The 13360-nt window shown below is 68.8% G+C and carries 15 protein-coding genes; 3 read left to right on the top strand and 12 right to left on the bottom strand.

The genetic code is table 11. The annotated features are described in order from the left end of the window. Positions 1 to 8: 8 nt before the first annotated feature. Positions 9 to 1667, top strand: coding sequence for a CocE/NonD family hydrolase (locus AWB95_RS15395; protein ID WP_099539625.1), 1659 nt, complete (start codon positions 9 to 11; stop codon positions 1665 to 1667). Here the strand turns inward: AWB95_RS15395 and AWB95_RS15400 are convergent. Together AWB95_RS15400 and AWB95_RS15405 are read right to left on the bottom strand one after the other, a co-directional pair. After that, positions 1626 to 2186 carry a DUF1802 family protein gene (locus tag AWB95_RS15400; protein ID WP_062540082.1) on the bottom strand — a complete coding sequence of 187 codons (561 nt, stop codon included), beginning with the start codon at positions 2184 to 2186 and terminating at the stop codon, positions 1626 to 1628. The genes AWB95_RS15395 and AWB95_RS15400 overlap by 42 nt on opposite strands. After that, positions 2183 to 2431: a DUF2277 domain-containing protein gene (locus AWB95_RS15405; protein ID WP_062540083.1), complete on the bottom strand. Its 249-nt coding sequence runs from the start codon at positions 2429 to 2431 to the stop codon at positions 2183 to 2185. Before AWB95_RS15405 ends, AWB95_RS15400 begins: the two co-directional genes overlap by 4 nt. A 36-nt stretch (positions 2432 to 2467) precedes the next feature. Between AWB95_RS15405 and AWB95_RS15410 the strand changes: the two genes are divergently transcribed. Continuing rightward, positions 2468 to 3214 (top strand): enoyl-CoA hydratase, encoded by a 747-nt coding sequence (locus AWB95_RS15410; protein WP_062540084.1) that lies wholly within the window; start codon positions 2468 to 2470, stop codon positions 3212 to 3214. Positions 3215 to 3254: 40 nt separating this feature from the next. On the opposite strand, the gene AWB95_RS15415 is transcribed toward AWB95_RS15410, so the two are convergent. Together AWB95_RS15415 and AWB95_RS15420 are read right to left on the bottom strand one after the other, a co-directional pair. Further along, a complete protein-coding gene (locus tag AWB95_RS15415) occupies positions 3255 to 3971 on the bottom strand; it encodes a DUF5642 family protein (RefSeq protein WP_169714687.1) in 717 nt (238 codons plus the stop codon). A 120-nt stretch (positions 3972 to 4091) separates the two neighbouring features. Then, positions 4092 to 4346 carry a hypothetical protein gene (locus AWB95_RS15420; protein WP_062540085.1) on the bottom strand — a complete coding sequence of 85 codons (255 nt, stop codon included), beginning with the start codon at positions 4344 to 4346 and terminating at the stop codon, positions 4092 to 4094. A gap of 458 nt (positions 4347 to 4804) precedes the next feature. On the opposite strand from AWB95_RS15420, the gene AWB95_RS15425 reads away from it, so the two are divergent. Further along, positions 4805 to 5131, top strand: a complete 327-nt coding sequence (locus AWB95_RS15425) for a hypothetical protein (RefSeq protein ID WP_062540086.1) — start codon at positions 4805 to 4807, stop codon at positions 5129 to 5131. Between the two features lie 10 nt (positions 5132 to 5141). Here the strand turns inward: AWB95_RS15425 and AWB95_RS15430 are convergent, their stop codons facing one another. The 8 genes from AWB95_RS15430 to rimP form a co-directional block, all read right to left on the bottom strand. Beyond that, positions 5142 to 5711 carry a sugar O-acetyltransferase gene (locus AWB95_RS15430; protein WP_062540087.1) on the bottom strand — a complete coding sequence of 190 codons (570 nt, stop codon included), beginning with the start codon at positions 5709 to 5711 and terminating at the stop codon, positions 5142 to 5144. A gap of 6 nt (positions 5712 to 5717) precedes the next feature. Next, positions 5718 to 7037: an MATE family efflux transporter gene (locus AWB95_RS15435; RefSeq protein ID WP_085168370.1), complete on the bottom strand. Its 1320-nt coding sequence runs from the start codon at positions 7035 to 7037 to the stop codon at positions 5718 to 5720. Further along, complete coding sequence (locus AWB95_RS15440; RefSeq protein WP_062540815.1) at positions 7034 to 8035, bottom strand: DHH family phosphoesterase; 1002 nt, start codon at positions 8033 to 8035, stop codon at positions 7034 to 7036. Before AWB95_RS15440 ends, AWB95_RS15435 begins: the two co-directional genes overlap by 4 nt. Further along, complete coding sequence (rbfA, locus tag AWB95_RS15445) at positions 8010 to 8492, bottom strand: 30S ribosome-binding factor RbfA (RefSeq protein ID WP_085168371.1); 483 nt, start codon at positions 8490 to 8492, stop codon at positions 8010 to 8012. The genes AWB95_RS15440 and rbfA overlap by 26 nt, the downstream gene beginning before the upstream one ends. A 2-nt stretch (positions 8493 to 8494) precedes the next feature. After that, positions 8495 to 11185 (bottom strand): translation initiation factor IF-2, encoded by a 2691-nt coding sequence (infB, locus tag AWB95_RS15450; protein ID WP_085168372.1) that lies wholly within the window; start codon positions 11183 to 11185, stop codon positions 8495 to 8497. 68 nt (positions 11186 to 11253) lie between these two features. Continuing rightward, the gene (locus AWB95_RS15455) at positions 11254 to 11532 is read right to left on the bottom strand and encodes a YlxR family protein (RefSeq protein ID WP_420799440.1); all 279 of its coding nucleotides are present in this window, start codon (positions 11530 to 11532) and stop codon (positions 11254 to 11256) included. 147 nt (positions 11533 to 11679) lie between these two features. Beyond that, positions 11680 to 12723, bottom strand: coding sequence for a transcription termination factor NusA (gene nusA / locus AWB95_RS15460; RefSeq protein WP_062538978.1), 1044 nt, complete (start codon positions 12721 to 12723; stop codon positions 11680 to 11682). Next, on the bottom strand, positions 12723 to 13283 hold the full coding sequence (gene rimP / locus AWB95_RS15465; RefSeq protein ID WP_062538989.1) for a ribosome maturation factor RimP: 561 nt from the start codon (positions 13281 to 13283) through the stop codon (positions 12723 to 12725). Before rimP ends, nusA begins: the two co-directional genes overlap by 1 nt. Positions 13284 to 13360: the final 77 nt, after the last annotated feature.

Here is a 13360-nt window from a genome sequence, read left to right on the forward strand (position 1 = left end):
CCGAGTCGATGCTGCGCACGCTCACCCGCCGCGCCGGCGGCCGTGTCCTGCGCCGGTGGCTGCACCTTCCGCCGGAAACCACCGGTTACACGGTGCGCCGGGTCGGGATCCCGATGCGCGACGGCGCCGAGCTGGCCGCCGACCACTACGCGCCCACCGGCACTGAGCCCGTCGGCACGCTGTTGGTGCGCGGGCCCTACGGTCGCGGGTTTCCGTTCTCGCTGATATTCGGCGCGCTGTACGCCGCCCGCGGCTACCACGTGGTGCTGCAGAGCGTCCGGGGGACGTTCGGGTCGGCGGGGGTGTTCGAGCCGATGGTCCGTGAGGCCGACGACGGCGCCGACACCGTGGCGTGGCTGCGTCAGCAGCCCTGGTTCACCGGCCGGTTCGGCACCGTCGGACTGTCGTATCTGGGGTTCACCCAGTGGGCCATCCTGCAGGATCCGCCGCCGGAACTGGCCGCGGCCGTGATCACCGCAGGCCCCCACGACTTCTGTGCATCGTCATGGGGAACCGGCTCGTTCGGGCTCAACGACTTCCTGGGTTGGAGTGACTTGATCGCCCACCAGGAAGAGCCCCGGATCCGGGCCGGGATCCGCCAGTTGCTCGCCCGGCGCCGCGTGGTCCGCGCGGCCGGTGGGTTGCCGCTGGGTGCGGCGGGCCGGGCGCTGCTCGGCGACGGCGCACCGTGGTACGAGTCCTGGCTGCAACACCAGGACCGCGACGACCCGTTCTGGGAGCCGATGCGGTTCACCGCGGCGCTGGACAAGGTGCAGGTCCCGGTGCTGCTGTTCGGCGGCTGGCAGGACCTGTTCCTGCGACAGACGCTCGAGCAGTACCGGCGCCTGCGTGACCGTTCCGTCGACGTAGGGCTGACCGTTGGGCCGTGGACCCACACCCAGCTGCTCACCCGGGCGCTGGGCACCATCTCGCGCGAGTCCCTGGCCTGGCTGGACACCCACGTGGGCGGCACGCCGGGCAGGCCGCGGCGCAGCGCCGTGCGTGTCTTCGTCACCGGCGAAGGCTGGCGCGAGCTGCCGGACTGGCCGCCGGCCACCGCGGTGCGGCCGCTGTACCTCCAACCCGGCGGCGGGCTGGCGGGCAGTCCGCCCGGCCCTGCCGCGCCGGCGTCCTTCCGGTTCGACCCGGCCAACCCGACGCCCACGATCGGCGGCCCGCTGCTCTCGCCGAACAGCGGATACCGCGACGACAGCCGGCTCGCCCGACGCGACGACGTGCTGGTGTTCACCGGCGACGCACTCGCCCAGGATCTCTGCATCCACGGCACCCCGGCCGTCGAGCTGGCACACACCTCGGACAATCCGCACGTCGACGTGTTCGTCCGGGTCAGCGAGGTCGACCCGCGGGGGCGCTCGCGCAATGTCAGCGACGGCTACCGGCGGCTGGCCGAGCCGTCCGACAGCGTGCGGCTGGAACTCGACCCCGTCGCGCACCGGTTTCGCGCCGGCTCCCGTATCCGCGTTCTCGTTGCCGGCGGTTGGCATCCCCGGTATGCGCGCAACCTCGGCTTCGGTGAGCCGGTAGTGAGCGGCAGCCGAATGACACCGACCACCCATAGCGTGCACTTCGGCATGTCGCGGCTGCTGCTCCCCGTCGAGCGGACGTCAGCCGACGGCGTCGCGGACCCGGGCGGCGATTCGCGCTAGCACGGCCTTGTCGTACACGGGTGACGCCAGCCTCGGCGTGATCGGAACCTGCACCCAACTGGTGCATCCCGCGTAGTCCGCAGTCCGTGCCAGCGTTACCGGTTCGGCCAATGGGATGGCCTGCACGACCAGCACGGCCAGCCTGTGCTTGGGCCGGAAATCAAGCCGGTCTGCGCGGACCGATGCGGTGGTCCAGATATGCAGGTCCTCGATCGCCTCGAGGTGCTCGGGCCGGTTAACCGGCAGCGCCGCAACAACTTTCGCGGCGGCACGGACAACCAATCGGTCGTCGGTGCTGTCGGCGGCCGCTGCAGTGAGCATATCGCGGTGCTCGGGCCGGACCCGCTCGGTGTGGCTGTGCGCTACTGTCGGGAACAACACGAACTCGTCGGCGGCGACATCGAAGCGCTTCTCGTGAATCCCGCCTTTGCGCAGCAGCACAGTCTGGCGACCGTCCAGCAGCGCTTGCACGACCGCGCTCCACTCCTTGAGCGCGGGCACGGTCGCGGTCTGCGTCATGTCGCCGCGAGCCGGCGCAGCGGCGGCATGGTTGTCGGAGGTTGACGCCGCGCCGGCAATGCGGCCAGCAGCCGCGTCGTCGCCTCCGTGACTTGGGCGACCGCGGACTCGAAGGCTTCGGCGGTTGCCGCCGAGGGGCGGGTGATGCCGCTGACCTTGCGCACGTATTGCCGCGCCGCCGCCTCGATCTCCACGGCCGTGGCCGGCGGCTCGAGGCCGCGCAGTTCGGTGATGTTCCGGCACATGGCTCAACCATAGGTGCGGCTGGTTACGGTGTTGCGATGAGCGACATTCTGCTGATCGACACCGACGAGCGCATCCGCACGCTGACCCTGAACCGCCCCGAGTCGCGCAATGCGCTGTCCGCGCAACTGCGGGACCGGTTTTTCGCCGCTCTGGCGCAGGCCGAGGAGGACGACACCGTCGACGTCGTGATCCTCACCGGCGCCGACCCGGTGTTCTGCGCGGGACTGGATCTCAAAGAGCTGGGCGGGCAATCGGCGCTGCCGGACATCTCGCCGCGCTGGCCCGCGATGACCAAACCGGTCATCGGCGCGATCAACGGCGCGGCCGTCACCGGCGGGCTGGAGCTGGCGTTGTACTGCGACATCCTGATCGCCTCGGAGCACGCCCGTTTCGCCGACACGCATGCGCGGGTGGGCCTGCTGCCGACGTGGGGGCTGAGCGTGCGGCTCCCGCAGAAGGTCGGGGTCGGCCTGGCCCGCCGGATGAGCCTCACCGGCGACTACCTGTCCGCCCAGGACGCACTGCGGGCCGGGCTGGTCACCGAAGTGGTGGCGCACGAGCAATTGCTGCCCGCCGCCCGGCAGGTGGCCGCCTCGATCGTCGGCAACAACCAGAACGCGGTGCGCGCACTGTTGGCGTCCTACCACCGCATCGACGAGTCGCAGACCAGCGCCGGGCTCTGGTTGGAGGCAAGCGCGGCCAGGCAGTACCGGACCACCGGTGACGACATTGCCGCCAATCGGGAAGCCGTGTTGCAGCGCGGCCGGGCGCAGGTGCGGTAAGCCGCCGGGGCGGCCACCGTTACCCCAATTCGGCGACGGCCTACTGGCCACGAACCGCCGAGGTGGCCTTGACCAGCAGGTCCGACAGCAGCTGTTGCGGATTGAGCTGCGTGTCGGTACTCCCCATCACCACGACGGAGGTCTGGTTGTCGAGCGCCGCCGTGTAGAGGTAGTCGGGGTCGTCCGAGGCATCGGCGCTCAACTTGACCCCGGTGGTGGTCACGCCGTCGATGTGCGGGGCGGGGATGCGCTCGGCCGTTCCGGCCGCCTGCGGGTCGCCGGACAAGGTGACGCGGTCGCAGCCCGCCGGGGCCTGGCCGGCCGGCACCGGCTGGGGCAACCGGAGCGCGACGACGTAGATGTTGCCCTGATCGCCTTCGCCCCGGACACCGGCCGCCTGGGCGCCGACGGAAGGTTCGACGTTGGGCGGGATGACCATCGAGCGGCATTGCGGCGGATCGATCTGAGCGCCGGTGAACGCGGTGATGCCGGAGCTCTCGATATCGTGTTGCGCCAACGTTTTTGGTGGTTCGGCCGTCGGCGCGAACCCGACCGGAAAGTCGTTTTTGACGTTGTCGACGCGTCCGATGTCGTAGGCCGCGGGTGCTGCAGCAGCCGGCGCATTGGTCGCCGATGGCGGTTGCGACTGCGACGACGACGTGCCGGGCGGCGACTGTTCCGCCGAATGGCTGCACGCCGAGATGGCAAGTGTTGCGCCGAGTGCTACCAGCAGGCAAGGGATTTGACGGGAAGTCATTGCATGATCCTTAAAGGTAGGTCTGCCTGGAAGGTCTGCGAAGCCGCTGCGCCCGACGGGCGAACACCCGGCCCCCTTCGGGCCGGGTGTTCGCTTCGGCGAGGCTGGGCATCGCGCGGGTCACCACCACCACCACCAGTGATGCCACCAACGGTGGTGATGGCGCCACCAGTGCTCCGGCATGGGTGCGTCGTGCCAACCCGCGGCGACGGGGCCGGACGGATTGCCGAGGGAAGCCGGGATGACTGTGGTGGTTGCCGCGGTCGGCGCGGCCTGCGCCGACGGGAGGGCGCCAAAGAGCATCGCACCACTGAGCGCACCGGCACCGATAGCACCGACGACCGCCCGGCGCGCCGAACCCGCCCAACTCGACATAACAACCTCCTTGAGACAATTCCTTGCTGGTTCGATAACGAACTTAATGCAGCAAATTGACATGTAGCAACCTCTGCAGCGACCTTTAAGCAATTTCACAAGTTTTCATCTCGATTTGGCATCTCAGGACCGCTGCAATTTGAATTTCAGGAATTCAGTAGACACTGCGTTCCAGTGCTTACCCGCTCAATATGCTTGATTACCAGCATCTACTGGTCGCCTGAACATAGGATTGTCGTATTTCAGTATCCCATGATCGGCGGAGACATTAAGCGGTTGACCGTGGTGCCGACAACAATTTGTTGAAGTCGGCTGTCGTTTGTCCAGCAATGCTAATTAGACGGACTTATTCAGCAGCGCTTCGGGGTCGCCGACTTCCATTCGGAAGACATACTGATATGCTGACTCACCAGTCCGGCTCAACTAATGTCCCGTCAGCCAATGGAAGGTTCGCATCAATGAGCGCTGCCGCCGATCGCTTCGAGGCCGACGCCGAACGGTCCCGCACACCTGGCAGGGCCGCCCCGCCCACGTTCCCGGGCTCGGCTGCGGCAACCGAACGCATCGCCGTCGGCCAAACGCGCGGCCGCCGAACACGCCGTACGGTCGATCTCACCCCGACCCAGCACCGAGCCCTCGACATCTGGCAACGAGATGCCGCCGATCGCCTCGGTCTTGCCCGCGTGACCGGACAAGAGGTGCTGACCGCGCTGATCGACCAGCTGCTGGTGGATCGCGAGCTCTCCGCCCGGATCCAACGCGCCATCCAAGCCGGGCGGCGCTGAACTCCCGCGACTAGCGCCGGTCGCCAATTTTCCTGATGACTCGGCACGGATTGCCGGCCGCCACGACTCCCGCCGGCACATCCCTGGTCACGACACTGCCGGCGCCGACAACCGCGTTGTCACCGATGGACACCCCGGGACAGACGATGACTCCGCCTCCGAGCCATACATTGTTGCCGACCGCTATGGGAGACGCGGATTCCCAAGCCGCTCGGCGGGTTTCGTAGTCGTCGACCGGGTGCTGCGCCGTGAGCAGCTGCACTCGGGGACCGATAGACACGTCATCGCCGATGGTGATCGGCGCGCAGTCCAGCAGAATCGCGTCGTAGTTGAGAAAACTGTTGGCGCCAATGCTGATGTAAGTCCCGTAATCGCATTGGAATCGCGGCAGTATCACCGAACCCTCCCCCAACGATCCGAGCAGCTCGTGAAGCAGCTGCACTCGGCGCTCGTCGTCGTCGGCCAGGGTCGTGTTGAAGGTGTCGAGCAGACGCTGACAGGCCCGACGGCTTGCGACGAGCTCGGCGTCGCTCGCCCGGTAGAGCGCTCCACTGAGCATTCGATCACGCTGACTGTCCATGCATCCTCACGTTCCGATCACCGCCCAGCGGCCCGAGACGGTGCGGGCGCCGACGAACAACAGCCGTAGCACGATGAAACTGGTCAGGCCGGACCAGATTCCGGCGAGACCCCAACCGAAAACCAGCGAAAGCCATGTCAGCGGCAGGAACCCGACCAGCGCACTGATTACCGTCGCGCTGCGCATGAACGCGGCGTCGCCGGCGCCCAGCAGCACCCCGTCAAGGGCGAAAACGATTCCCGCGACGGGTAATTGGGCCACCAGAAACCACCACGGCACACCGATCACGGCCAACACCGCACGGTCGTCGGTGAACAGCTGCGGCAGCACCGCGGCGCCGGCGGCGAACACCACGGCCAGCAGCGCCGCGGCCACCGCCGAGAACACCGTGACCCGCCGCGCCACCGACTTGGCGTGTTCGACGCGGCCGGCCCCCAGCGCGGCACCCACCAGCGCCTGCGCCGCAATCGCCAACGAATCCAGCACCAGCGCAAGGAAAGTCCACAACTGCAACACCACCTGGTGTGCGCCCAGCGCGGCGGCACCGAACCGGGCCGCCACCGCTGCCGCCGACACGAAGCACGCCTGGAACGCCAGCGTGCGCAGCATCAGGTCGCGGCCCATCACCAGCTGCGCCCGCAGCGCGGCGCGGTCGAGTCGCAGTGCCACCCGCTCCGCCAACAGCGCGCGCCCGAACAGCAATGCGGCCAACCACTGTCCCACCAGGTTGGCCACCGCCGAACCGACCAGCTCCAAGCGCGGCAGCCCGAGCCAGCCGTACACCAGCAGCGGACACAGCAGCGCCGAAAGCCCGAAACCGGCGACCACGTAGCGCAGCGGCCGTACGGTGTCCTGCACGCCGCGCAGCCACCCGTTGCCGGCCAGCGACACCAAAATGGCGGGGGCACCGAGGATCGCGATCCGCAACCACGGCACTGCCGCCGAGGCAATGTCCCCGCCGGACGCGATCACCGACACCAACGGCACCGCTGCGGCCTGCACCACGACGACGACCAACGCACCCAGACCCAGCGCCAACCACGTCGCCTGCACACCTTCGGAGACCGCCGAAACCCGATCCCCGGCACCGAAATGCCGGGCCGATCGGGCCGTCGTGCCGTAAGACAGGAACGTCAGGTCGGACGCGACCAGCCCGAGGATCAGCGCGCCGACGGCAAGCCCGGCCAGGCTCAGCGCGCCCAGCCGGCCGACGACCGCGGTGTCAAACAACAGATAGAGCGGTTCGGCCGCGAGCACACCCAGCGCGGGCAATGCCAAACCGGCGATCTGGCGGCCGCCGGCGGCGGGTTGTCCCGCCTCGCTCACCCGAGGGCGGCGCGGAGTCTGGTCACCACGTCGTCGACCGGGCCGGTGATCGAATATCCCGCGGCCAGCCGATGACCGCCGCCGCCGAACGTCGACGCGACCGCGGCCAGATCCACCGCGGACTTCGCCCGCATCGACACCGTCCACTGTTGCGGCGCAACCTCTTTGAACACCGCAGCCACTTCGGCCTGCGCGGTGGTGCGGACAATGTCGACAATGCTCTCGACTTCCTCCGGGCGGGCCCTGACCCACTCCTCGTTCGGAACGACCGCGTACACCAGGCCGCGGCCGCCCACGGCGTCGGACATCAACTGCGCCGAGCCCAGTACCCGCGACAGCATCATCAGCCACGCAAACGGATGGGTGTCCAGCAGGGCGCGGCTGATCGAGGCGTTGTCCACACCGAGTTCGACCAGCCGAGCCGCCAATCGATGCGCGCGAGCGCTGGCCCACCGGAACGACCCGGTATCGGTGGTCAGCCCCGCGTAAAGACAATGCGCGACTTCGATATCGATCGGCTTGTCCCACGCGTCGAGCAGGTCGGCGACCAGCATCGTGGTGGAATCCGCCGACGGGTCGACGAAGTTCGCGGTGCCGAACAGCTGATTGGAGGCATGGTGGTCGATGACCAAAAGCTCCTGCCCTGCGCCTGCCAGGTCACGCAGCCCACCGAGCCGGTTGACGCTCGGAATATCCACGGTCACAACCAGTTCGACGTCGCGGCGGAAAACCTCCGGATCGACCAGCAGCCGACCACCGGGCAGCGATTGCAACGACTCCGGAAGGGTTGCCGGCGCGGCGAAGCTGACCTGTACTTCTTTGGCGCACTGGTCGAGCACCAGCGCCAGCGCCAACCCGGCGCCGATGGTGTCGGCGTCGGGGTAGACGTGACAGACCACCCCGACGCTGGCGGCGGCGGACAGCAACTCGGCGGCACCGAGGGCATCGACGCGCCGGCCGGTGGTGGCCGGTTCAGTCGTCGGATCGACCGTCGTCACCGGCGTCTCCCTCCCCGCCGGCGTCCGCCGGACTCACGCGGTAGGGGTCGGGCTCGCCCGCCGGTTTGGCACCCGCGCGGACCCGGGCCAGATCGGCGTCGGCGGCGCGGGCGCGGGCCAGCAGCTCCTCCATCCGATTTGCGGCATCGGGCACCGTGTCCCTGGTGAACGTCAGCGTGGGAGTGAACCGCACGCCGGTGCCCGCCCCGACTTTGCTGCGCAGCACACCCTTGGCGCTTTCCAGCGCCGCGGCCGCTCCGGCGTAATCCGGCTCGTCGTCGAGGGTGCGACCGATCACCGTGTAGTACAGGGTCGCGTCATGCAAGTCGGCGGTCACCTTGGCGTCGGTGATCGTGACACCGGCCAGCCGCGGGTCTTTGATCTCGTACTCGATCGCCGACGCGACGATCGTCGAGATCCGCTTGGCGAGCCGGCGTGCGCGGGCCGGATCAGCCATGCTTAGTGACGCTCCTTTTCGACCAGCTCGTAGGTCTCGATGACGTCGCCTTCCTTGATGTCGTTGTAGCCCAGCGTCAAACCGCATTCGTAGCCGTCGCGGACCTCGGTGACGTCGTCCTTCTCCCGTCGCAGCGAGGCCACCGTCAGGTTCTCGGCGACCACGATGTTGTCACGCAGCAGCCGCGCTTTGGCGTTGCGGCGCATCACACCGGAGGTGACCAGGCAGCCGGCGATGAGGCCGACCTTGCTGCTGCGGAACAGCGCCCGGATCTCGGCGCGGCCCAGCTGGTTCTCCTCGTAGACCGGCTTGAGCATGCCGCGCAGGGCCTTTTCGATTTCGTCGATCGCCTGGTAGATCACCGAGTAGTAGCGGATGTCCACGCCCTCGCGGTTGGCCAGCTCGGTGGCCTTGCCCTCGGCGCGCACGTTGAACCCGATGATCACCGCGTCGGACGCCGAGGCCAGGTTGACGTTGGTCTCGGTGATGCCACCGACACCGCGGTCGATGACGCGCAGCGCCACCTCGTCGTCGACCTGGATACCCATCAGCGCCTCTTCCAGCGCCTCGACGGTACCGGCGTTGTCGCCCTTGAGGATCAGGTTCAGCTGGCTGGTTTCCTTCAGCGCCGAGTCCAGGTCCTCCAGGGAAATCCGCTTGCGCGACCGCGCCGCCAGCGCGTTGCGCTTGCGCGCGCTGCGCCGGTCGGCGATCTGGCGGGCGATGCGGTCCTCGTCGACCACGAGGAAGTTGTCACCGGCGCCGGGCACCGACGTGAAGCCGATGACCTGAACCGGCCGCGACGGCAGCGCCGCCTCGACGTCCTCGCCGTATTCGTCGACCATCCGGCGCACCCGGCCGTAGGCGTCGCCGGCCACCACCGAGTCACCGACGTGCAGCGTGCCACGTTGCACCAGCACGGTGGCCACCGGCCCGCGGCCGCGGTCCAGGTGTGCCTCGATCGCCACACCCTGGGCCTCCATGTCGGGGTTGGCCCGCAGGTCCAGTGCCGCGTCGGCGGTGAGCAGCACCGCCTCGAGCAGTGCCTCGATGTTGGTGCCCTGCTTGGCGGAGATGTCGACGAACATCGTGTCGCCGCCGAATTCCTCTGGCACCAAACCGTATTCGGTGAGCTGCCCGCGGATCTTGGCCGGGTCGGCGCCTTCCTTGTCGATCTTGTTGACCGCCACCACGATCGGCACGTCGGCGGCCTGGGCGTGGTTGATGGCCTCCACCGTCTGCGGCATCACGCCATCGTCGGCGGCCACCACCAGAATCGCGATGTCGGTGGCCTTGGCACCGCGGGCCCGCATCGCGGTGAACGCCTCGTGACCAGGGGTGTCGATGAAGGTGATCAGCCGCTGGTTGCCGTCGAGCTCCACCGGCACCTGGTAGGCGCCGATGTGCTGGGTGATGCCGCCGGCCTCGGCCTCGCGGACGTTGGCCTGGCGGATGGTGTCCAGCAGGCGGGTCTTTCCGTGGTCGACGTGACCCATCACGGTCACCACCGGCGGGCGGGTCTGCAGGTCTTCCTCGCCGCCTTCGTCTTCCCCGTAGGTGAGGTCGAACGATTCCAGCAGCTCGCGGTCCTCGTCCTCTGGGCTGACGACCTGCACGTTGTAGTTCATCTCGCTGCCGAGCAGCTCGAGGGTTTCGTCGCCCACCGACTGGGTGGCGGTCACCATCTCGCCGAGGTTGAACAGCGCCTGCACCAGCGCTGCGGGGTTGGCGTCGATCTTCTCGGCGAAGTCGGACAGCGACGCCCCGCGGGCCAGCCGGATGGTTTCGCCGTTGCCGTGCGGGAGCCGCACGCCACCGACGACGGGGGCCTGCATGTTTTCGTATTCGGCACGTTTGGCCCGCTTGGACTTGCGGCCACGCTTCGGTGCGCCGCCGGGACGGCCGAAGGCGCCGGCCGCGCCACCGCGCTGACCGGGACGACCACCACCGCCACCTGGGCGGCCGCGGAAACCGCCCACGGGCGGGGCTCCGACGCCGCCGCCCCCGCCGCCGCCTCGGTAGCCGCCGCCACCGCCGCCGGGACGACCGCCGGTGGGCGCGCCGGGACGACCGCCTGGCCCGCCGGGCCGCGGGGCGCCGGGACGCGGCGGACGGCCCTGACCTGCGGCTCCACCCGGACGCGGCGGCATGCTGCCCGGCGACATGCCGGGACGCGGCGCGCCCGGCCTGGGGGCCCCTGGACGCGGCGCGGGCGGACGCGGAATGGGCCGCTCAACGGGCTGCGCCGACGAGAACGGGTTGTTGCCGACGCGCGGGGTGCGGGCGGCGGGCTTGGGTGCCGGGCTGGGACCCGGACCAGGACGATGCCCGGGAGTCGCGCCCGGCGTGGGGCCCGGGCGCGTCGGGGGCGGCGCGGCCTGAGGTTGCGGGGCTTGCGGCTGCGCAGTGGGCGGGGCCGGCGGCGTGGGCGGCTCAGCGGCAGGCGCCGACGGCTTTTTCTCCGGCGCCGGGGCGGCCTTGGCAGCGGCCTTTGCCGCCGCGCCGTTGCCGCCCGCCTTCTCCGCTGCCTTTCCGCCGCCGAACGACTCGCGCAACCGGCGCGCGACGGGCGCCTCGACGGTCGAGGATGCCGATTTGACGAATTCGCCCTGTTCGCTCAGCCGGGCGAGAACTTCCTTGCTGGTAACACCGAGTTCCTTGGCCAACTCGTGTACGCGGGCCTTGCCTGCCACTACTTCTCCTGTCCATGAGGCGACAGCGGTGTGGTGGGCCGCGCCTCGGGTTTAGCTATGACGCATGGTCATCGGGACTTCACGGTGTGCTCATGTTCTTTGCTACCTGTCCTGTTGCCGGGTGCGCCGAGCGAATCGACATGCTCGACCACCGCGGATGTGTCCGGTGAACCGGTGATGCGCAGCGCTCGGGTGAAAGCTCCCCGCCGGATCGCTTCGCGCGTGCACTGCGGTGAGGGATGCAGCCACGCACCCCGCCCCGGCAGGTTACCTGCTGTGTCGACGATTACGGCGTATTTGCCGTTCCCGCTCGACACCGCCACCACTCGAAGCAGCTCGACGGCCAACTCTCGCTTCCGGCAGCCGACGCATGTCCGCACCGGTCCTTCGGTGCGTCGATGCGCCGAGGCCGAAGTCTCGCGCTGGATCACGGCTCAGTTTACCTGCACCGGGCCGGAGCTCAGCACCGGCTGGCCCGTTGGCTTACGACGCTGCTACCGGTCGTGGGCCATGCCGTGGCTGGCGCCGCGGTCCGGCTGTCCGGCGGGGTGCTCCGGCGAATCACCGCGGATGTCGATGCGCCAGCCCGTCAGCCTGGCGGCCAGCCGCGCATTCTGGCCCTCCTTGCCGATGGCCAGCGACAACTGGAAATCGGGTACGACCACCCGCGCGGCCCGCGCGGACTGGTCGATGACCGTGACCGACACCACCTTGGCCGGCGAGAGCGCGTTGGCGACGAAGCGGGCGGGATCCTCGTCGTAGTCGATGATGTCGATCTTCTCGCCGGACAGCTCGCTCATCACATTGCGCACCCGCTGGCCCATCGGGCCGATGCAGGCTCCCTTGGCGTTGAGGCCGGGAACGTTCGACCGCACGGCGATCTTGGACCGATGCCCCGCCTCCCGGGCCACCGCGACGATCTCCACCGAACCGTCGGCGATCTCGGGGACCTCCAGCGAGAACAGCTTGCGCACCAGGTTGGGGTGGGTGCGCGACAGCGTGATCAGCGGCTCGCGGGCACCGCGGGTCACCCCGACCACGTAGCAGCGCAGCCGATCGCCGTGCTCGTAGGCTTCCCCGGGAACCTGTTCGGCCGCCGGGATCACCCCTTCGGAGCCCTTGGTCTCACTTCCCATCCGCACGACGACCAGACCGCGTGCGTTGGCGCGGCTGTCGCGTTGGATCACCCCCGCGACGATTTCGCCCTCGCGAGTGGAGAACTCGCCGTAATTGCGCTCGTTTTCGGCGTCGCGAAGGCGCTGCAGGATCACCTGGCGGGCGGTGGTGGCGGCGATCCGGCCGAAACCCTCTGGGGTGTCGTCCCATTCGGAGAGCACGTTGCCGTCTTCGTCGACCTCGCGGGCGATCACGCGCACGACGCCGGTCTTGCGGTCGATGTCGATACGGGCGTCCTGCTGATGTCCTTCGGTGTGCCGGTAGGCGGTGAGCAATGCCGATTTGATGGTTTCCACCACCACATCCACGGAAATGCCTTTGTCCGCTTCGATCGCGTGCAGCGCGGCCATGTCGATGTTCATCAGCGCCGCTCCTCTCCCCCGCAAGCGGGAGGTACCCCCACATCGCTCTGCCGGCCCGATTGCGTCGCCAGGTCCAGCTCGCGTTTGGCCGGCGACGAAAACTCAACTTGCACAACGGCTTCCACGATCTCATCGAGCGCGACGCTACGCAGCACCCAGTCGCGGCCGTCGCGGACGACCACCGTCACCGTGTTGTCCCGCGTTTCGCCGAGCCTGCCGACCAGCCGGGATCCGTCCGCCAGGGCCACTTCGACCTTGCGGCCGCGGGCGCGACGAAAATGCTTTTCGCTGGTCAGCGGGCGCTCCACACCGGGCGAGCTGACCTCGAGCACGTATTGGCCGTGAATGCTTTTGACGCCGTCGAGCACCCTCGACGCCGATCGGGACAACGCGGCTATGGTGTCCAGGTCCAAGGCGGTGTCGCCGTCGGCGATCACCGTGATCCGCGGTGGACGGGTCCGGGTGTCGATGACGACGTCTTCGATCTCGTAGCCTGCACGCGCGAACTCACCATCGAGTAGCTCGATCACCTGCGTCTGCGAAGGTAGCCCGGTGGCCACGGCGAGCTCCTCATCTTGAGTTGTCCGGTCATCGAAGTTCCAGGGAACCAGCAACCAACGATACGCCAGGAATCCGC

It is taken from the genome of Mycobacterium celatum, assembly GCF_002101595.1.
GTDB classification, from domain to species: Bacteria; Actinomycetota; Actinomycetes; order Mycobacteriales; family Mycobacteriaceae; genus Mycobacterium; species Mycobacterium celatum.

Coding starts and splice junctions, on each gene's coding strand:
- AWB95_RS15425 (WP_062540086.1), top strand. CDS start 4,805: ATGAGCGCTGCCGCCGATCGCTTCGAGGCCGACGCCGAACGGTCCCGC.
- AWB95_RS15420 (WP_062540085.1), bottom strand. CDS start 4,346: ATGTCGAGTTGGGCGGGTTCGGCGCGCCGGGCGGTCGTCGGTGCTATC.
- AWB95_RS15400 (WP_062540082.1), bottom strand. CDS start 2,186: ATGACGCAGACCGCGACCGTGCCCGCGCTCAAGGAGTGGAGCGCGGTC.
- AWB95_RS15415 (WP_169714687.1), bottom strand. CDS start 3,971: ATGACTTCCCGTCAAATCCCTTGCCTGCTGGTAGCACTCGGCGCAACA.
- AWB95_RS15410 (WP_062540084.1), top strand. CDS start 2,468: ATGAGCGACATTCTGCTGATCGACACCGACGAGCGCATCCGCACGCTG.
- rbfA (WP_085168371.1), bottom strand. CDS start 8,492: ATGGCTGATCCGGCCCGCGCACGCCGGCTCGCCAAGCGGATCTCGACG.
- AWB95_RS15430 (WP_062540087.1), bottom strand. CDS start 5,711: ATGGACAGTCAGCGTGATCGAATGCTCAGTGGAGCGCTCTACCGGGCG.
- AWB95_RS15395 (WP_099539625.1), top strand. CDS start 9: ATGCTGCGCACGCTCACCCGCCGCGCCGGCGGCCGTGTCCTGCGCCGG.
- AWB95_RS15405 (WP_062540083.1), bottom strand. CDS start 2,431: ATGTGCCGGAACATCACCGAACTGCGCGGCCTCGAGCCGCCGGCCACG.
- nusA (WP_062538978.1), bottom strand. CDS start 12,723: ATGAACATCGACATGGCCGCGCTGCACGCGATCGAAGCGGACAAAGGC.